19 protein-coding genes are annotated in these 18,881 nt (G+C 37.9%); 5 read left to right on the forward strand and 14 right to left on the reverse strand.

What is annotated here, in order from left to right:
* Nucleotides 1-21: 21 nt before the first annotated feature.
* The 12 genes from MF4642_RS14070 to MF4642_RS14120 form a co-directional block, all read right to left on the reverse strand.
* The gene (locus MF4642_RS14070; protein WP_078426615.1) at nucleotides 22-726 is read right to left on the reverse strand and encodes a M48 family metallopeptidase; all 705 of its coding nucleotides are present in this window, start codon (nucleotides 724-726) and stop codon (nucleotides 22-24) included.
* Nucleotides 723-3,815 carry a type I restriction endonuclease subunit R gene (locus MF4642_RS14075; RefSeq protein WP_078426616.1) on the reverse strand — a complete coding sequence of 1,031 codons (3,093 nt, stop codon included), beginning with the start codon at nucleotides 3,813-3,815 and terminating at the stop codon, nucleotides 723-725. Before MF4642_RS14075 ends, MF4642_RS14070 begins: the two co-directional genes overlap by 4 nt.
* Before the next feature lie 24 nt (nucleotides 3,816-3,839).
* On the reverse strand, nucleotides 3,840-4,505 hold the full coding sequence (locus MF4642_RS17280) for an HNH endonuclease family protein (protein ID WP_264754343.1): 666 nt from the start codon (nucleotides 4,503-4,505) through the stop codon (nucleotides 3,840-3,842).
* Between the two features lie 33 nt (nucleotides 4,506-4,538).
* On the reverse strand, nucleotides 4,539-5,696 hold the full coding sequence (locus tag MF4642_RS17285; RefSeq protein WP_264754344.1) for a DUF262 domain-containing protein: 1,158 nt from the start codon (nucleotides 5,694-5,696) through the stop codon (nucleotides 4,539-4,541).
* 24 nt (nucleotides 5,697-5,720) lie between these two features.
* The gene (locus MF4642_RS14085; RefSeq protein WP_078426617.1) at nucleotides 5,721-7,082 is read right to left on the reverse strand and encodes a restriction endonuclease subunit S; all 1,362 of its coding nucleotides are present in this window, start codon (nucleotides 7,080-7,082) and stop codon (nucleotides 5,721-5,723) included.
* Nucleotides 7,082-9,535: a type I restriction-modification system subunit M gene (locus MF4642_RS14090; RefSeq protein ID WP_078426618.1), complete on the reverse strand. Its 2,454-nt coding sequence runs from the start codon at nucleotides 9,533-9,535 to the stop codon at nucleotides 7,082-7,084. The genes MF4642_RS14085 and MF4642_RS14090 overlap by 1 nt, the downstream gene beginning before the upstream one ends.
* Nucleotides 9,536-9,752: 217 nt before the next feature.
* On the reverse strand, nucleotides 9,753-10,001 hold the full coding sequence (locus tag MF4642_RS14095; protein WP_078426619.1) for a helix-turn-helix domain-containing protein: 249 nt from the start codon (nucleotides 9,999-10,001) through the stop codon (nucleotides 9,753-9,755).
* 281 nt (nucleotides 10,002-10,282) lie between these two features.
* Complete coding sequence (locus tag MF4642_RS14100) at nucleotides 10,283-10,513, reverse strand: helix-turn-helix transcriptional regulator (RefSeq protein WP_078426620.1); 231 nt, start codon at nucleotides 10,511-10,513, stop codon at nucleotides 10,283-10,285.
* A 67-nt stretch (nucleotides 10,514-10,580) separates the two neighbouring features.
* Nucleotides 10,581-11,510, reverse strand: a complete 930-nt coding sequence (locus tag MF4642_RS14105; protein WP_078426621.1) for a hydrolase or metal-binding protein — start codon at nucleotides 11,508-11,510, stop codon at nucleotides 10,581-10,583.
* A gap of 118 nt (nucleotides 11,511-11,628) precedes the next feature.
* Nucleotides 11,629-12,672, reverse strand: a complete 1,044-nt coding sequence (locus tag MF4642_RS14110) for a YqaJ viral recombinase family protein (protein ID WP_078426622.1) — start codon at nucleotides 12,670-12,672, stop codon at nucleotides 11,629-11,631.
* Between the two features lie 143 nt (nucleotides 12,673-12,815).
* Entirely contained in the window at nucleotides 12,816-13,862 is a 1,047-nt protein-coding gene (locus tag MF4642_RS14115) for a DUF932 domain-containing protein (RefSeq protein WP_078426623.1), read from the reverse strand.
* 213 nt (nucleotides 13,863-14,075) lie between these two features.
* Complete coding sequence (locus tag MF4642_RS14120; protein WP_078426624.1) at nucleotides 14,076-14,687, reverse strand: DUF805 domain-containing protein; 612 nt, start codon at nucleotides 14,685-14,687, stop codon at nucleotides 14,076-14,078.
* A 639-nt stretch (nucleotides 14,688-15,326) separates the two neighbouring features.
* On the opposite strand from MF4642_RS14120, the gene MF4642_RS14130 reads away from it, so the two are divergent.
* From MF4642_RS14130 to MF4642_RS14140, 4 genes are read left to right on the forward strand one after another with little or no spacing between them, the layout of a single operon-like run.
* Entirely contained in the window at nucleotides 15,327-15,584 is a 258-nt protein-coding gene (locus MF4642_RS14130) for a hypothetical protein (RefSeq protein ID WP_078426630.1), read from the forward strand.
* 3 nt (nucleotides 15,585-15,587) lie between these two features.
* On the forward strand, nucleotides 15,588-15,719 hold the full coding sequence (locus MF4642_RS17290; RefSeq protein WP_264754345.1) for a hypothetical protein: 132 nt from the start codon (nucleotides 15,588-15,590) through the stop codon (nucleotides 15,717-15,719).
* Nucleotides 15,716-15,955, forward strand: coding sequence for a hypothetical protein (locus MF4642_RS14135; RefSeq protein WP_078426625.1), 240 nt, complete (start codon nucleotides 15,716-15,718; stop codon nucleotides 15,953-15,955). Before MF4642_RS17290 ends, MF4642_RS14135 begins: the two co-directional genes overlap by 4 nt.
* Nucleotides 15,956-15,983: 28 nt before the next feature.
* Nucleotides 15,984-16,514: a hypothetical protein gene (locus tag MF4642_RS14140; protein ID WP_078426626.1), complete on the forward strand. Its 531-nt coding sequence runs from the start codon at nucleotides 15,984-15,986 to the stop codon at nucleotides 16,512-16,514.
* Between the two features lie 150 nt (nucleotides 16,515-16,664).
* On the opposite strand, the gene MF4642_RS16840 is transcribed toward MF4642_RS14140, so the two are convergent.
* Entirely contained in the window at nucleotides 16,665-16,970 is a 306-nt protein-coding gene (locus tag MF4642_RS16840; protein WP_153041800.1) for a hypothetical protein, read from the reverse strand.
* A gap of 102 nt (nucleotides 16,971-17,072) precedes the next feature.
* Complete coding sequence (locus MF4642_RS14145; protein ID WP_078426627.1) at nucleotides 17,073-17,942, reverse strand: inovirus-type Gp2 protein; 870 nt, start codon at nucleotides 17,940-17,942, stop codon at nucleotides 17,073-17,075.
* A 577-nt stretch (nucleotides 17,943-18,519) separates the two neighbouring features.
* Here MF4642_RS14145 and MF4642_RS14150 point away from each other — a divergent pair.
* On the forward strand, nucleotides 18,520-18,855 hold the full coding sequence (locus MF4642_RS14150) for a hypothetical protein (protein WP_078426628.1): 336 nt from the start codon (nucleotides 18,520-18,522) through the stop codon (nucleotides 18,853-18,855).
* Nucleotides 18,856-18,881: the final 26 nt, after the last annotated feature.

Here is an 18,881-nt window from a genome sequence, read left to right on the forward strand (position 1 = left end):
TCTAACATCAATAAAATAAAACTATAAATCAGTTAATGGTTGATCACGAAGAAGAGCTTTTCGCTGCTTCCAGTCTGGTAAATATTGGTTCATGTAAGCTAAAAATTCATCATTGTGAGTACGGACGAATAAATGCACCAATTCATGCACTACAATATATTCCAAGCATTCATAAGGTTTTTTAGCTAACTCAAGATTAAATAATGTTCGAGCCGTATCAGTATTACAGCTTCCCCATTTTGTTTTCATCTTTCGAATACCATAGGCAGAAATCGTAACCTGCATTTTTTCTTGCCACTCGAGCAGCAATTCATCTAAAGCTGTCTTTAGCTCTGCTCGGTAAAAATCATCAATTACTTTACGACGATTATCTACCGAAGAATTCGGGTTTACATATAGATCCAACCATTGACCATGCTTATTTATGTAATGCTTACCAGATCGCTCGATAACATTTAATCTGTAATGCTTACCCCACAAATAATGACTTTCGCCACTCATTATTTCACGCTTAGATTGCCTTCTCTGCTCATTAAAATCTGCCTGTTGCTTTTTAATCCAGGCTAATCGCCCAATGACTGCCATTCGCACTGCTGTTTCAGACATATTTAAAGGTGCAGAAACTCGTACATCCCCTAAAGGAGGATGTACGGTAATATTCAGATTTTTAACATCTTTATGATTTACTTCAATATGAATTGAGCCAATCTTTAAAGTTAAGATCAATGATATTCCTGATGCTTTTGCGCAAGCGTTAAATAGGCTATTAGAACATTTTTATCATTAATACCCAATTCTCTACTTAAACCTCTGAGCAAAATTTTCTCTTTTGCATCATCACCCACCCATGCAGCCAATTTGTTGGATTGGATGGCTTTATCAATCTTTTGCGTTAATTCGATATTTTTACCAAAGTTGTCGAATAATGCTTGTTTACCTGGAGTATTGATTCCCTCGGGATAATCATTCCGTCCTGCTGGCTGGGCCACTTTTCGTGTGAGATCGCGTATTTTCTCAAGATACTCTTTATAAGCCATTGCATTCTTACGTCTGAGCTCAATGATTTCATTAAGTAAAACAGACATTTGGTCGTAGTAAATTGGATTTACGGGATTCTCTTCTACGATCTTTTTACGGACGTTATTTTCAATTGCCTCAGCCATTGATTCAGGATTTCTTCTGATGTTTTCAGGTACACCCTTAAAATCATCATCGCCTCTTAGAATTAGATCAATTAACCCAAACTCTTCAAACTTAATGACTTCTTCGCTGCTTTCTGCCTGGATGTACATATCCAGTAACTGACGCATTGCAGGCTCATAGACCTTCATGTCAACAGCATCACCGCTATGTGCTTTTATTTCTTTGCTTACATTTTCAAAGAACTTTACATCCACTTCTAGATCTGTAATTTCCTGTGATTTATATCCCGCTTCTGGTAACTCATTGGCAATGCTAGCGTAGCTGCGCAATAGTTTATTCACCGCCTTATATAAAGCTAAGCGCAACGACTCTTTTTCCTTTATTTCTTCAGAATTCAATCCAGATTTACCGCAGAAATAATGTTGATAGTCTTGACTCAACCGAGGTGCAGGCACAGGTTCACATAATGCTTTGACTACTTCGAGAGCCGTATCCAAATCTAAACGTGCAGACTGAATACGATCTTTCAGTAATCCATCTACATCTTCTTTGTCATATCCATCTAAGGCTTCAGATGTATAATCTTTAATAGTCTTATCAATGGATTTAAAAAGGTCTTTATAGTCAATGATATAACCATACTCTTTATCATCAGAATCTAGACGATTCACACGACAGATCGCTTGGAATAAGTTGTGATCTGCCATCGATTTATCAATATATAGATATGTTGCTGACGGTGCATCAAACCCTGTGAGTAATTTATCAACTACAATGAGCAGACGCATTTGACCAGGTTCTTCAATGAATTTTTTCTTTACCTGTTTTTCGAACTCTTCAACTAAATTCCCCACTTGATCTGCTGGCTTTTCAAAGTAGTCTGCCAACATTTGGCGATAAATATCATACTTGGCTAGTTTTTCTGTTAGTCCAGCCCCTGATTCTTCGCATTTAATACTCGCAGCTGTAGGTTGGTAGCTGGTCACAATTGCGACTTTACCTTTTAAGTCTGTGTCATTAAATAGTTTATAGGCAGTACATGCTTGATAAACACTTGAACAGACAAGCATGGCATTTCCTCGCCCATCCATAAGCCTAGGACGAGTATCCATATCCATCAAAATATCAGCAACAATCTGCTCCTGTCTCGAACGGCTTGAAAGTACCTTCTGCATCGTCCCCCACTTCTGTTTAAGTAAGGTTTTGCCTAAAGGGGATAATTGTCTGGTCTTAGCTTCAAACCATTCATCTACTTTCTTCTGTGATGTAATGCGTTGGTCAATATCTCGCGCTTCATAACGAATATCGAGAACTACACCATCTTCAACCGCTTCATTAAATTTATAGGTATGGATATAAGAGCCAAACACTTCAATGGATTTTTTCTTATCCTTTTTCATCAGTGGCGTACCTGTAAAACCAATAAACATGGCTTCAGGTAAAATCAATTTCATAGCTTCATGCAATTTGCCTGATTGGGTTCTATGACATTCATCCACGAACACAAATAAATCGCCTTTAGCTTTAAAATCATGCGGTACGGCTTTTTTCATTTCTTCGATAAAATCCGCTGAAGATGCTTCATCATCCTCTTCATCGTCAACCTGGCGACCAAACTTATGTACTAAAGAACAAATCAGCCAAGGATTGGTTGTGTTTAAAGTATGGATCAGATCAGCACCACTACGTGTACGATAAATCGCTTCCTCCACCCCACCAAAAACTTTTTCAATCTGTTCATCAAGTTCAGTACGGTCAGTAATAATTAATACACGGCTATCAGGTACATTCTCTCGAATCCATTTGGCTAACCAGACCATGGTTAAGCTTTTTCCAGAGCCTTGTGTATGCCAGATGATACCGCCTTCTCTTGTTGCAATTCTTTGTTTTGCTGCTTCAATACCGAAGAACTGATTATGACGACAGGTCTTCTTAATGCCTGCATCATAGACAATAAAATCATGAATCAGCTGTAAAAAGCGTTCTTTATTACAGATGCGACTCAGATGAAAATCGAGCTTATTTGAATAAGGATTTTCTAGTTCTTCTTTCCACTCAAGATAGTACTTCTCTGCCGTCTCGATCGTGCCGTAACGTAAACCTTGCGTGTCATTGCCAGCCATCACCAATTGCATCGTCGTGAAGAAATCACGAATGAAGTCTTTTTTCTGGTTATCTAAGTTTTGTCGAATGCCCTCGGTTAACCCTACTGTAGAGCGTTTAAGCTCAATCACACCTAAAGCAATGCCATTAACGTATAACACGACATCGGGACGTTTTTTATATTCGCCCTGTACAGACACTTCTTCTGCTACGGCAAAGTCATTTGCTTCTGGATTTTGCCAGTCAATGAGCCAAATGGTTTGATTTTGCTCGCCAGCGCCTTCTTTATCTTTTACACCATAACGTAATAAGCGATAGACATCTTTATTGGCATAATAAAGCTTTCGACCTTCCCCTAATGCTGATGCAGCATCAATTTGGCGGAATGCCTTTTGTATTAATACACCACTGATACCACGTTTTTTTAGCCATGCTTTTAAATCTTGCTCACGAATATTTTTATTATTTAGGTCATGTAAGTTTCCTAAATAACGATAATCCAAATCATTTATAAATAATTGAACGACACGGTCTTGTGTGACACGTTCACGCTGTCCGACTTCACTCATTACCCTTACCCTAATCTTTAATACTTATGCGTTCACTGTGTCTTTGTATTCTATTGAAAATTGATATTGATCGAGTCGCTGATCATTGAATCGCCATACATCTAATGCAAGATCCAACATAATCTTTTGACGATCAATAATGGCTTGTTTTGACCAAGCTTGGAAAATGTACTTTTTATCGTCTTTAAAACGATTGATCGCTGTGTTTTTACCAATGTTATATTGGTGATCAAGCAGATTCACCGTCAGCAAAATCGATTTTTTATACTCTTGTTGCTTCTGTTCAAACCAATTGCTTGTAAGATCATTCATCTTATTAATCGCTTGGTTAATCACACTTTCGAGTAAAGTAACATTGCCCAACTTATAGATGGTGTTGTTATATTCAGCTTTATCCAAAAATTCTTCTGGCAAAACATTATCTTTTGGTGTTTGTGGGAAAATGTGCTCAATTTCTAATTGACCAATTTGTTTAAAATTAAACTCCGTTAGACTAGCTTGTGTACGTGCCTGATTTTCTAACTGGCCTAAAATAAAACGCTGACGATATTGTGGGTTATAGCCATCGTGACGGATATTTAAAAATTTAAATTTCAACGTATCTAAGCGTTCTAATACATACGGCACAATGGTCTTTTCAACAGCCTGTTGAATCTCTTCTATGGTTGTTTTTCCACGGAATGAGACCACCCAATTGGCAAATGAGTGTTCATTACTTTTACCTCAGATCCCCACTGTATTGGTGACAAAGTAGAAACTTTCGATTTGCTGAGCCAAATAATCAATTGCTTCTTTATCCGCATTTTTTGATAAAGCCAAGAGCATAACTAAATGTTGTCGAGCTTTATATTTGTTAATGAAACCAATATGGGTCACATGCGGGTAGTCACTACCATCGCTCAAGCGTTTAGTTGCATTGACTAAATCTGCATAGCGTTGCGCCATAGACTCAATTTCTTTGACCAATTCAATTGGATGAGTCTCGTATTTCAGGATAGCTTTACCTGCTTTGGTAATAATCCAATTGTAGATATCATCTTCACGCAAAATACCGTTGTGATAACGTGCCATCATGAAGTAACGTAAGAAACGTAATGGGTTTTCATGTTCTCCACAACGCAGTAAAGCCTCATTAATATTTTTCCATTTTTCCTTAATGGTACTAAACTGACTTTCGTTAGCTTGTCTAAACAGTAAGTTTTTGACCAAGTCCATCGCATTTAAGCTTGCACCACGTTGGTTAATGGTTTCAAAAATCTTGAGTGCGCTACCAATATCTTCAGATTCAATCAGTACCAAATCAATTTTACTCATGAAATAGCGTGCAAATTTGGTTAAGGCTGGTACACCTTTTTGCAGAATATTTTCAAGATAGTTGTAAATTTGATGATATGCAGCACGCATTTTTTGAATGGATGCGGTGTTTTCACCCTCGTATGCTTCTCTCAAAATGAGCTTATCTAAAAAATTTCGACTTTCTTCATATTGAAGTTCAAGACGCAGTAAATGTTTTTCGGTATCCAAATCAAAGCTATACAATAACTTTTTAACGGTACTTAAATGCTCTTTTTGTATTTCATTTAGGCTTGCTTCTTGAGTTGAGAGTAAATCTCGAATTGCGCACAAGGTTAATGTAATGGTGGTCAGACGTTGCTGACCATCTATCACATCGTATTTATTCTTGTTTTTAACAATGATAATTGAACCAATAAAGTAGCTTTCTTGTTGCTCAGCATTTTCATCGTATTCATTATCGATATCTGTTAAAAACTGCTCGACCTGATCATCGGCTTTCCATACGTATTCACGTTGATAGTCAGGTACGAGAAAAAAATAGTCCTTTAATTTTTCAATAGATTTTACTTGTGCATCAATTTTCATATTTACCCCCTAATTATTTTAACCTTATACCAAGCGAGTTTTACCTGTTAAAAGCTCTTGCATCATGCCTTGTTTGATTGACTTAATCTTATTAAGTTTTATTTCTAAAGCTTTAATTTCATTTTCTAAATCCAATAATATTTCTCCAATTTGACTTTGTTCTTCAACGTTTTCAGGAGCAATAATTTTGATCTTTTCAAGATGGGCAGGACCAAAATTTGGTTGAGCCCCTCCAGTAATTAAAAGATCAATTTGTGATTTAAAAAATTTCGAGCTCAAGTAAATATACATAAATGCTTGAGAAAAACTTTTTAACGGTTTAAATCTTATGACACTTGTATTCATTAATAATGGCAAATCTACTGATCTCACTATAGAAGTTTTACAGTAAGAGTTGCCTGAAGAAGCGATTACCATATCCCCTTCGTCACAGGCAAAATGCTGGTACATTTTTTCAAACTCATCCCAAGAAATATGTCTTGAAGTTTTATCCAGATCTAAATAACCCGATTCCTGTAAGTTAGTTACATTGATAACTTTTAGCCCTTTAGTTTGAAATTGCCATTTTCTTAACCCTGGTCCTTCTTGGTACCAAATTACGTCTGGTAAGTTAAACACTTCCCAATCCTCAGGAATCTGACCTAACTCACTATCTTTATAGCCTTTAGATGTACCATCTTCACGCAATGCAAATTCAGGCAACCGTGTTTTACCTGTTAAAAGCTGTTGCATGGTTGCGGTTTTAATGGCTTGTTTTTTTTCAATGAGTTTTTCAAGTTCAGAAATTAAACCATTTACATCATTTAATACCAAAGCAATTTTAAGTTGCTCTTCAGCCTTTTTAGGCATTGGGATCTGTAATTGTCTTACTTGTGAAAAATTTAATCCCTCTCTGTTTCCCCCAGCTTGATAACTATTAATTTGAGTTTGAACAATTTTGGAATTAATTATTTCAACTAAAAGATCTGAATTAACCGTATCTGTATTACTTCTAATGATACAAACATGTTGATTAACATTACCTCCACTTATTCGGTAATCCGCTTTAGCACACCGTCCGATTGAGGCCCCTGTTATATTTAATAGTACGTCATCATTTTTTAAATCATTACCATGAAAATTCTCATGAATCTCTTTAGATATATATACTACATCTGATAACTCTAAAATTCCCCAGCCGATATTTTGACTTCTTACAAAAGGATAACCACTTTTTTTATATATCTGTGCTCCTCCTTTTGGCGTTTTGCCACTACCAACTTTTATAGCAAAATCATTAATGGATAAAACTTCCCAATCATTAGGAATCACACCGACTTCAGTTTTTTTATAACCTTCAGGAATCGCCTGATTTTCTTTAAAAGTTAAATTGCTTTGAGTCATCATTACCACTCCAAACCCATTGCTTTTAAATGCTCAGCCACTTTTAAACTTAAAGCCTCCACATTTTGGGTAATTTGCGGTAACGGCTCCGCATAACGTTCATTCAGTTCTTTCACACGGTTTGCCAATTGCTGAGTAACACGCTCAATCTCAGCCTCAATACTGTTATTTAAAGTGGTAAACCATTTGTCTTGCACCACCAAATCTTTTACTTCAGCTTCGATTAAAGTTGGGTACTTTTTAAAGACGTTAAGATCCAGAGCCTCTTGAAGCTCTTTTACTTTTTTCTTTAAGGTTGCTTCAGCTTCAAAGAAGGCTTGCGCTTTTTTTAATACTTGTTTTTCGTCAGCATCAACCGCAAGCTTCAAACGCGCTTTCACCGTTGCCAAAGTTACTTTGTCTTTGTCACTTAATGCTTCAACTAATAAACCTTCATCCGCAGTATGCTCTTCTACAAAACACTCCAATTCTTGCGTTGCAATATCAAGCTCAGCCTGTTTTGCATCTAAGGCTTTTTGCTCATTCGCAAAATACTTCGCCACAATCAAATGTGGTGGAATTACCTCAGCCTTATACTTAATCTTCTCAATTACTAAATCAGGCACTTCTTTTAATTTATTGTCCTTTTCAGCGGTTAAATTACGAATCAGCTTCGCACCTGCCCAGCCATCTTGAGTGATGACCGAAATATCATCCAATAACACCTCATCCCAATATTCCATAAAGATTTGGTAGATGTCGTATTTGGATAACAGCGGAACGTCTGCATAGCTTTGCAATAAGTCCTCACTAACACGCAGCATAATATCTTTAGGCTTTTGATCTTTCTCAATCGCCTTAAATGCACTACGTTCAAACCATGCAGTAAACGGCTTTAAACTATCAACTGCAAAAGTTTTAAATTCAGCATGTTCTAGAATGGTTTTCTTAACTTCATTGGCAGCCACTAGACAACGACCATAGCCTTCACGATCTTTTTCAAACAAGCTTGCACGAACATTCGGCAATACGTCCCAATAATTCTGTAACGCATCAATGTCACGTTTTGGAATACCACCTTTTAAATGCGCACTTAAATCATGTAAGTCTTCTTCTTCACTCGAGTCAATATAACGAGGAATGTTTAGGTTATATTCATTGGCAACAATGGCATGAATATCGACTTTACGACTGTAGCCGTCTATTGCTAATTCTTTGGTAAAGACATCGACAATTTTGTGAATATCTTGATGACGTAAGCGGTTCTTGTTACCGTCTTTAGTAAAGCCTTTACTTGCATCAATCATGAAGATGCTTTGACCATCAGTTACTTCGCCCTCTTCATTAAACTGAATAGGTTTTGCAGTAGCTTTATCAATCACGATAATTGAGGCTGGAATACCTGTTCCATAGAACAAATTTGCAGGTAGACCAATAATGCCTTTGATATAGCCTTGCTTAATCAGATTTTCGCGAATACGTGCTTCCGCATTACCACGGAATAAAACACCATGCGGCAAAATGACTGCTGCTTTACCCGTGCTTTTCAAACTTTTTAAGATATGTAATAAAAAGGCAAAGTCACCATTTTTCTCTGGTGGGACACCCCACACGAAACGGTCAAACTCATCATTGCTTGGCGTTAAACCATTGGTCCAGTTCTTGCTTGAAAATGGCGGGTTAGCCACAGCAAAGTCAAAGGTCATGAGCTGACCTGCTTCATCTTTATATTCAGGTGATGAGAGCGTATTGCCTTGGGTAATTTTGGCACCTTCGCCGACATCGCCATGCAGAATCATGTTCATACGTGCCAATGCAGAGGTCGCATTGTCCATCTCTTGACCGTAGATGGTTAAGCCTTTCTCGGCTTCATCCGAGGCTTTTAACAGCAAAGAACCAGACCCGCAAGTCGGGTCATAAACAGTCGCATTTTTTGGTGTTTCTTTTTTAATTCCTACAACTTTTGCCACAACACGTGACACTTCCGCCGGAGTATAGAATTGACCTTTTGATTTACCGGACTCCGTTGCAAAGTGGCGCATCAAATATTCATACGCATCACCAAGTAAGTCATCCCCGTCTGCACGATTATCAGCTAAGTTTAAGCCTTCGAAAAGACCGATTAACTTGGTCAATCGGTCGATCATATCCTTGCCTTTACCCAACTTGTCTTCGTCATTAAAGTCGGCAACGTCAATCACGCCACGCAGGTTATTGGCTTCAGCAATTTTTCGGATGATGATATTGAGCTTATCACCAATTTCTTTATTGCCTTTTAGCTCACTGATTTTATCGAAAGTTGCATCTTCAGGAATTTCAATAATGGCAAAGTCATCATTGCTATATTTATCAGAAATGTATTTTAAAAACAGCATGGTAAGCACATAGTCTTTATATTGACTCGCATCCATACCACCACGCAGTTCATCACAACTTGCCCAAAGAGAAGAATAGAGTTCTGTTTTTTTAATCGCCATGACTGACCAAATACATTTGTTTAAATATTGAAATGAATCATAGCGAAAATAAGGAATGATATCTGTCTAATTTTTAAACAAAAATTCAAATTTCACCTATCCATACTGAGCAATGGTTAAACTCGTCTTCTAGCTGGTATATGCCGAACTAAAAGACCAATAAATAAAAGCGACAAATATTTGTCGCTTTTATTTTGTCAAAGTTAATTTCATGAATTCAAAGTTCATCACCGCTATTTTTACCTCTTGTTTTTATTTTTGTATAAATAGTACTTTCTGGTACTCCCGTCTTTTTTGAGATATCTGGCACTTTTATACCATTATCATAACAATTTTGAAGCATTCTCTTTTTTTGAGTTGGTGATGCAGATTGATAAACTGCTTGATCAAATTTATTTTGTTCAGCTTGCATGGTTTCAGCCATTTGTTTAAATAGCTTCTCTAAGGGTACAGGTTGTCCAGACATTTTCGACTCCAAACATGTTATTGACCACAACAAAACTATAGAACAAATTTTACCCAATACAAAATTAAAAAATACTAAAATAAATCAAATACCTAAAAACAAAAATTAATATACCTTAGAAAAAGAACACTCTAAACTTTTGATCTAATTCATTAAAATTCATCGAAAAAAAATATATCTAAAATGTAATTTTAATTATGAAAAGCATCGAATTTTGTAAGTATAATTTCTCCCTATCAAACTACGAGCTAATATAAATAAGGGAGCCGAAGCTCCCAGTTTTATGCACGTTCCGCCAACTTGCTTTCAATCCATTGATGAATTTCATAAGCTGACCAGCCGATACGGTTTTGAGTAATTTTTACTTTTTTGGGAAAAGTCGGATCATAGTAAGGTGAATATTCATCCATCATCTCATATATTGTCGATCTACCTACACCGACAAATTTAATGACTTCTTTAATACTAATCAGTTGATTCATTTGAAAAGTTTGTCCAACAAACGCATTCATGAAATTTACTCCAAATCAATAATGCGAGCGTTACTGCTCAAATAATCAGGAGGTCTGTAAAAATTAACTAATTCACTGCCCTTACACTACCCTGTAACCCTTTCTGAATATCCTGCACAAACCCATCCCCCTGATTGAATTTAGGCTTTGTTTTGGCTTTTGAGTCAGGCTGCGTTTGTTCAGCTTCAGCAAGCTCATCCGTATAAAACTCCTCCACCAAATCTCCTCCCTCATCTGAGTTCACCTCAAACTGTGCATTGGCAAAACCCTGTAGAGCAATATGATCCAAAGCAGCCTGATTAAATCCAGAAAGTTTGCTCTTTTGGTCAATTTCTTTGGCAGTGTGTATGGCCTCTTGCAAATGAACCCCCTCGCGTAAAGTCAGATCCACGTAATAGACAGGCGTACGATAACTTTGTGTGGTGGACTTACCCCTCAAGGTTAGTTGCAATGGTAAGCATGACAACAAACCATTGGATGCTGCATGGTAGTAAGACAATCGAGCTGCCAAAGTTCTGATACTGTTAAAACCTGTAGTTCTAAAAACAAAAGTACCGAACTCATCCGACTCATCTAAATTCACATAGAGCCGACCATAAGGCTTGCATAACCCGCCTTGTGCTAATGAACATAAATCTGGAGATGGACATGGATAATGTTCAATCCCTTGGTTGGTCAATCGTTGACAAGTTTCACCATTACCTACACACACGGGGCGTCCTGTCTGACGGTCAAATAAACTGTACTCTGCTCGTAGATTGAGTTCAGGATCATTAAAAATCATCCGTACTGGAATACTACGGAGTTTTTGATTGGGCGCTTTGGCTCGGAGTTGTTCATCCAGTGGATGTTTCACCCATCCCTCTTTATTTTGGATTTGGGAAGTTAGGGTAAATTGGTCATCCTTTTCAGGGATATGTTTACCATTCTTTTCTACCATCTTACCAATACTGATTCGTCCGAGTATCGGTGGGGTAATTGCTAAACCTTTGATCATGTGGATTTCCTCTTTTGTATAAATTGAATAGGCATAAAAAAGCCCATGCTGTGGGCATGGGCTGATATGAGCTTGCTTGTTGGTATTTCGCGTATTGCTTGTGTGGATAAAATTGGACTCATCCACCATTGGCATAAATCTGAAAACGCCGTGTCCCTTGCTTGGCTTGTGGAAACTGATTTAAATACTCAGGATGTAATTTAAGTAAAGCCTTACTATCCAAGCTGACCGAGTCTTTAGCCTTTTTCCATGTCACTGAACCATTAGTGAATGTTGCACGTTCAGCCTGTTGCATTTTGGCTTGGAGTTGGTGTTTGAGTAGATCGAACTGCTCCTGATGCTTTTCAATTTGGTTTCGAGCTTGAAGCAGTTGCTCAAACTGTTGATTAGCTTGCTCATCTTCAGATAAGTCTGTGGTACTAAGCGGTACATGTTCTGGATACAAAAGTTGTAAGGCTTTGGCTGCCGATTCACTGGCGTCGGCTTCAGGTGGGGTATCCTTTTCCACACATTCCCAGAAGTAACGTTCAGCATTGATAATGTGTTGAATCACTGACTCTGAGCGTGTCACTTTAAAAATCTTGGTTTCATGCCCACACAGTAAGACACAAATATGCGCTGCTTTCTTGCCTGTCACTGCCAATTGATGCTGTACCTGACAGAGTACATATAACGGTACACCATCTCGCCACAGTTTGGCCCCATATTCCCCTGCGGTTTTACACTCCAGTATTTGTACATCAGCATCGCCAACCACGGAGTAATCCAGATTGGCCAGCATGAAGTGTTTGTCTGGATCAGGGTGTTGTAATACGGCATTGACTCGACGCACTTTGTAATTGGTATGCATGCTGTAGTATTCAGCAACCAAAGGTTCCAGTTGCTTGCCCCAGTACAAGGGTGCATGTCCTTCACTGTCCTCTTCGATACTTTGTTGAATCCGACCTGTCTTAATCATCCATAGTTCCAGCATCGACATATAGGGATTGAGCCCACAAGCAGCAGCACAGTCACTGCTACCAATGCCCTTGCGTCTGACTTCCAGCCATTCGGCTTGAGTCATATTTTTAGTCTCTACGAAACGTTTTGCGGTAAACAGTTTTGGACGGTCGGCATGGAGATTGGCTTTGGTGTGACTTGGGTGAATTACGGCTGAGTTCATAACGATTTCCTGTAATTGTTAAATTTTGGGCATAAAAAAAGCCACATCTGGAGATGTGGCAAAAAGGTGTTTGGGCTTAGGGAGATTTACAGAATCATATTGATCTCATGTCCTGATCTTAAATACTGAATCTGAATCGAAACTTAAACAACTAGACGGAGTGCTTGTTCGAGTCCACGTTGCTTAAGGCCCGCGCCTGCACCGAACCATGCTGAATCTAAGCGATAATCCTGACTCATGGCACGTCGCTCGTGGTCTGCAAATTCCGTGATTGAGCACAACAAGCCATAAGCGGTGTCTTTGGCTGAACTGAGTTCTGCCCCACGTCCATGCCCATTAAACATGCTCATGACTTTAGACATGGCGCGTCCATTCGGTTCAGTCTTGTTGTCAGCTTTGGCTGTGTGGTTGGCTTGGGTGGCGACATTACGATAGAACTGAATAATGCCCTCGTCTTGTTCTGCATTGCTTAGGCTAGTGTTGTTAAACACGGCATCAAAATACGCTGCTGCTTCAGTCTGTGTGACTTTACGTTGACTGAGTTGTTTCATTTCATACATGTGATCCTCCCATGTACGGACGGATATACCGAGTTGCTGTTTGATCTTCTGCGCATCAAACTTGGTGCTGTGTGGTACTTTCACCACACCTGCACTAGAGTTTTGACCTTTTAAGGCAATCGCTAAGGTATTGTTACAGACCACCCGGATACTGGTGAATTGCGCCGTGGTTGCAAGAGTGCCATCACACGCGGTGGCTAAGAGGATGTAACCATTACTGACATCCTTGCCTTTTAAAGCCGTACTTTGTCCTGTACGTGCCAAGGCCCAGAACTTCTTCCCACCTTTCAATACCCCAGCGGTTTCCAACTCAAAGCCCGATTGCTCGGTTAAATCACGGTAGAACTCTAAAATCTGTTTCGGTTGTACTTCCTGATAACGCTGGCTGACCACAGATAAAGGTGCATGCGTATCTGAACGGTACAGTACCCGTTGCTCTTCATACGGCATGATAATGCTTTGCCCTCTATCATTCTTAGCCATATAGCTGACGTTGGATGATTCAATGCGCCAATCCATGCCTGCCTGCTGTGCCCAGACTTCAATGGGTTGGTTTTGGCTGAGTTGGTTACCTAGACTATGCCAAGGGGTTTGGCCGACATAAGCCATTTGTTCGAGTTGATGTGCCATGATAGTTTCCTTTTAAAATTGAAGATCAATTCGCTTAAACCTAAATTTTGGACATAAAAAAACCTGCTGAATCAGCAGGTAGAAAATAGTATTTAACGCAAATTTAAAGATCTGAATAATCTCTCATGTAGATGATATATATCTGAAATTATTTTGAATCCAAACGATCACAGCTCTTTTATTGTATTCGGCATAAGATAAACTCTGAGCACTTTATTTAGCAGGTTGCCCCCATTTGTTTGATTCTGGTTTTGTTTCTGACACAGACCAAATAAACAATGGAATCAATCCAATGATTGTAAAAGCGATCAGCATCCACCAACCTGAACGATTTACATCATGCAAGCGACGCGCACCTACAGCCAATGTCGGAAGTAAAAACGCGAGTGAAAGCAATCCTGATATAACATCCATACCATCATCACTAATTCCAGCAATCCCTAAAACTACACCGATCCCAAGTCCCAGTACGATTTGAAATAAGTAGAAATACCAATATTCTTTTCTACGTGCACGCCCCGAAAAGGTCGCATAGTTTTTTAAGCATTTCATTGACCAATCAATGAAGCCATAATTTTCTTCTGCTTGGATTTGATCATTGTTAGACGCTATAAACTGTGATGCATTTGAGTGTTGTGAATATGCAGTAAGATAAATAGCCGTTGCTTGATTCAATTCATTTACAACAAAATCAACTTGTTGGCCTCGGGCAGGTGCTACTTGCTCTTTCCATTCTGAACCAAAGAAGCTATAACGCTTACCATCTTCCCCACTAATCGCCCCCTCATTTAACTGTATATTAAAATCCAGCAATGTACCTTTCATTATAAATTTCCTATTGATATTAAATAATTTATATTTATAAATGCGAATGATAATAGAAAAATTTAATAAAAACCAGCTTCATTATATTGATTCTATTTATGTACATGATTGAGAAAAATTAATCGTGAACTCCAGCCGATATATCCAATGTCTACTTCTAACCTAAATTGGCGCAAGTCACTATAACTATTATGATTCAATCGCTGGCCTACATTGCCAGTCGGTTTTAGCAGACCGTTTCCTAAGTGCACTAAAAGATTTCTTCTTTTGGTGTGTGACCTCGTGCTCCCCTTTGCGGTAGAACGGGAGGGGGACACCTTCGGGTGTGCTGATTCTTAGGTTCAGTCTGCTAACCCCTTTTCGTTCTGCCACCATTATTTAGCAGTAATTTGGTAGAACTTCTTAAATACCTAAGGAGTCATAACCATGACTAAATAAATATTACCCCTCACACTCATTTGCTCTCAGGCCTTTTGATACCATTCCTTGGTCCTCGGCCTAAATTTATAGATCCTATTTCAGCTTAATTTGCGCTAAAGACAGTTCCGTCCTTTAGATGGTTACGCTCGCCTTTTATTTATGCAATCGGCTGAATCGATCTATTTCAAAAAAACAGAACAACAAATTTGGGGGGAACAAATGAAAACCTCGTTACTCATTACATCCACTATTTTCTCAGCACTCTTATTCTCAGGTTGTACCAGTAAATCTGAACGGCAATTTATTAGTGGCTGCCAATCCTCAGGAATGGAACGTTCCGCCTGTAAGTGTGCTTATAAGAAGCTTGAAAGTAAATATGGTGAAGATGAACTCAAGAACAATCTTTACAACCTTCACCAAAGTGAAGCCTTTCAATACGACCTACTTCAAAGTGGTTTGCAATGCATGAAGGAGTAAGTCATGAGAACACTCGCTGGCATCATCTGCATCATTGCAGTCATCTGTTTCTTGGGTTTGCCCTTTATCGCAATGATGATTGTATTCGGGCTGTTTTTTTTACTCGCTCAATTTGCTTTTGGGGGAAATAAATGAATCCATCCATTAAGACTTGGTTGATCCGTGGATATTTCATCATTGGTCTACTCTTCACGCTATATCAATCCTTTTGGGGACAATACAGCTATAAATCATTTGCCTATCACTTAGGACAAGGTGTCATTTGGCCTGCTGTCATTTGGCCTGCTGTCATGTTCCCTTCTGTAGGGAAATTTATTGGTGCCATTTTGCTTCTGTTAATTATTGGCAGCCTCGCTTTGCGTTCAAAATAATTGAATACATTTAAAATCTGGGAATATCATGAATAAACATATCATCACAATATTAATCGCAACTTTTACAACTTCTGTTTTTGCTGCTGATCACATGCTCATCAATGGAAAGAAAGTAAGCATGAATGATACGCGCTCAACCCTCATTCAGAAATTTGGTCAGCCTGAATCAGGAACAGCACAATTCAGTAACTGGACCATTGGTAATCTAAGCCTCTACGCTAACTATCAAAAGCAAGGTTTAGCTCAGTTCAGCGTCAATCAGTTGAGCATCTCGCCTAGTAAACACTTGATCAATATCGATGGAAAAACGGTATATCTCGGTAAAGACACTATCAAAACAGCAACAAGCAAATTTAAGCATGCTTGTTTCAACTTTGATAAGGGACGTCAAGGCTCAACCTATACCATGACACCGAAGACTGCGGTAAAAAATAAACTCAATATTGTTCTTGAAACGACTGGTGATGCCTATGATGTTAAGTCAATTTCAAATTTACCAATTAATGGGTTCTCCTTCACTCAAGACGCTGTAGCCTCAAATAGTGGTTGTAAATAAGTTCTTTTAGATTACTCATTGTTGAATTTTGAACTAAAAAATAAGTTTGATTACTTTACCGTTCACTATGACTGTACTAAGTTCCAAGATAGGCCGATGAGAAATCATCGACCTATTTTTTCTATTCGCCTAGAGCATAAATCTTCCTGCTTAATGATTAAAGCTACGTTGGCATTGTTCACAATAAAACCCAATGGCGATTCCTGAATCAGAATGAACCCGTTGAGTTTCGATCCAATATAAATACATGCCCTTCAGTAAAATTTCAGCCAGTCCCAACAACCATGGCGAAAAAGGTGGTCTTTTACAGAGCTGTTTAAGCACTTGTGTACGTAACCCAAATGCTGAAGTAAATAACGATTGGGGATTCAAGTGAGATTGCGATTCCTCAGGATAAGAGATAAACATTCGATGTACGCGAGTAGACTGACAATAAGGACAATGCTTAAGCATCATTTACATCTCCAATGAAAAATTAAAAAGGGCCTATATTCATAAGCCCCTGATCATTTGAAACATGATCTTCATGTGGATGATGTATGCCTGTATTTTTTTCTGTTAGCCGAAAGTCCGCATACGCTTTTTAGTTTTCACTCTTAGATGCTGCGATTCTTTTTCAGGGCGTACCAAATACTTCACGGTATTCAACATATTATTCACTTCATCTAAGTTTTTACGATGAATCATCCCGATGCCTAAACGGTTTCGATCTGAGAACTGCTTAAGATACGCTGCTGTGTGACAGTTAAAATGACAACCTAAACCCTCTGTAATATCACTCCAAAGCTTTCCAACTTGATCAGCAATCCAATATGCATTGCGATAGTCACTCCCCTTATAAACTAAGAGCAAATGACAATGATAGCCTTTGTCCGCTCCCTGCTCTAATGCCCATGCGTATGCAATCAATTTTTTAAAAACTGTATCCTGATCACGAAGTCGAGTGCGTAGTACATCCATATCATCCTTAAAATCCAAGATACCAATCTGATCTTGAAATTTGAGCGGATAAGCTAAATCAACACGGACCACTAAAATCCGTGAATATTTATCGCTGATTTCTTGCATACGATCAACAAGTGTCTTGGTATTTTCTGACTCACTATGACGATGATCACGTAGTTGACGTTTTTGTCCACGGTAGTGCCGCTTAAAATCACGCTGAATATCTTCAAAAGAGATTCTTATTAAGCGCTCATATAAGCATTCAGGATCATCTAAATACTCGTCTAAATCCAACAACAGCTCGATCATAGCCTCTATTGCAGGTACATAAGAATAATCAGGATTATAAATTTGATTTAACTGAACAAGCAGTTCTGTTAACTGATTATAAAAATTATGCGGCTTACGTTTCGTGACAGAGACATTTTCAACAAAATTTTCAATTTCAATCAAGATCTTTGATTCATTTACAGTATGACACATGAGTATCCCTTTTGATGGTTTAAAACATAAAAGGAACTCTTCTGTAATTATTTACCATTAAGAAAATAGATTAAAAGGATAAATATAAATAATATTAATAACCACCAAAATAAACAACCCAAAAACCTAAGACCACCATATCAAAAATTTTAAAAAACTAATTAAATTGAAGCAATTTTTATCCGCACAAAATCAAAAATTAAAAACACATGGCTTAAATTCTATTAGATTATATAGTTCTTGGATTTTAAAGCCCCATTTTTTCGTCCAACACATTTAACTCTTTCTGAAAATAAGCATTCAAGAATATTTACTGTAATTCATGAATTTTGTAGTTTCATCCTACCCTCTAAAACTGAGTAGTTCCGTTATCACGTCCTCATGCACTTCAAAGAGTACAAGAAACTTCCTATTAATCAGGAATTACGAAGAAATTTTAATAAAAAAAGATCAATTTTATCCATAAACTACTATTGAATATGAACTCATTCAAACTTTAAAATGCTTAAAACACTATGAAAATTTATGTATAATTACTCTAAAAATACTACAAGATTTGCTACATAAGGAGATATAAATGCCAGGTTTTGAGTTAGATATTCCCGAAGTTAAGGATCTAGATATTCAGGATGAGGACGTTGCAAAAACTGTTGATGAAATACCAGACGAAGAGTTGACGAAATCGATTAAGGCAACCCTAGGAAAATATCGTGATGAAGATCTTATTTGGATTTCTATAGAATTTCTTTGCTTTAAAGAAGACATTAAACATGGCCCAAAAAAAAACCATACTAAGCTTAATGATTTAAAACACTTTTCTAGTTTCGATGAAATTAAAAATAATCTCTATCACTTATACACATCTACGAGCCCACGAGACTCCTTAACACTTCGTATTCCCTCTTCCGCTTGAAAAACAAAAAACCACAAATATAATAA

This window comes from Acinetobacter sp. MF4642 (genome assembly GCF_002018925.1).
Lineage (GTDB): Bacteria > Pseudomonadota > Gammaproteobacteria > Pseudomonadales > Moraxellaceae > Acinetobacter > Acinetobacter johnsonii.

Excerpts from the sequence above, each read along its gene's own strand:
- MF4642_RS14150 (WP_078426628.1), top strand. The coding sequence starts at position 18,520 with ATGCCAGGTTTTGAGTTAGATATTCCCGAAGTTAAGGATCTAGATATT.
- MF4642_RS14100 (WP_078426620.1), bottom strand. The coding sequence starts at position 10,513 with ATGAATGCGTTTGTTGGACAAACTTTTCAAATGAATCAACTGATTAGT.
- MF4642_RS14135 (WP_078426625.1), top strand. The coding sequence starts at position 15,716 with ATGAATCCATCCATTAAGACTTGGTTGATCCGTGGATATTTCATCATT.
- MF4642_RS17290 (WP_264754345.1), top strand. The coding sequence starts at position 15,588 with ATGAGAACACTCGCTGGCATCATCTGCATCATTGCAGTCATCTGTTTC.
- MF4642_RS17285 (WP_264754344.1), bottom strand. The coding sequence starts at position 5,696 with ATGAAAATTGATGCACAAGTAAAATCTATTGAAAAATTAAAGGACTAT.
- MF4642_RS14085 (WP_078426617.1), bottom strand. The coding sequence starts at position 7,082 with ATGATGACTCAAAGCAATTTAACTTTTAAAGAAAATCAGGCGATTCCT.
- MF4642_RS14115 (WP_078426623.1), bottom strand. The coding sequence starts at position 13,862 with ATGGCACATCAACTCGAACAAATGGCTTATGTCGGCCAAACCCCTTGG.
- MF4642_RS14110 (WP_078426622.1), bottom strand. The coding sequence starts at position 12,672 with ATGAACTCAGCCGTAATTCACCCAAGTCACACCAAAGCCAATCTCCAT.
- MF4642_RS14075 (WP_078426616.1), bottom strand. The coding sequence starts at position 3,815 with ATGAGTGAAGTCGGACAGCGTGAACGTGTCACACAAGACCGTGTCGTT.
- MF4642_RS14145 (WP_078426627.1), bottom strand. The coding sequence starts at position 17,942 with ATGTGTCATACTGTAAATGAATCAAAGATCTTGATTGAAATTGAAAAT.
- MF4642_RS14090 (WP_078426618.1), bottom strand. The coding sequence starts at position 9,535 with ATGGCGATTAAAAAAACAGAACTCTATTCTTCTCTTTGGGCAAGTTGT.
- MF4642_RS14130 (WP_078426630.1), top strand. The coding sequence starts at position 15,327 with ATGAAAACCTCGTTACTCATTACATCCACTATTTTCTCAGCACTCTTA.
- MF4642_RS14095 (WP_078426619.1), bottom strand. The coding sequence starts at position 10,001 with ATGTCTGGACAACCTGTACCCTTAGAGAAGCTATTTAAACAAATGGCT.
- MF4642_RS14120 (WP_078426624.1), bottom strand. The coding sequence starts at position 14,687 with ATGAAAGGTACATTGCTGGATTTTAATATACAGTTAAATGAGGGGGCG.
- MF4642_RS14105 (WP_078426621.1), bottom strand. The coding sequence starts at position 11,510 with ATGATCAAAGGTTTAGCAATTACCCCACCGATACTCGGACGAATCAGT.
- MF4642_RS16840 (WP_153041800.1), bottom strand. The coding sequence starts at position 16,970 with ATGATGCTTAAGCATTGTCCTTATTGTCAGTCTACTCGCGTACATCGA.
- MF4642_RS14140 (WP_078426626.1), top strand. The coding sequence starts at position 15,984 with ATGAATAAACATATCATCACAATATTAATCGCAACTTTTACAACTTCT.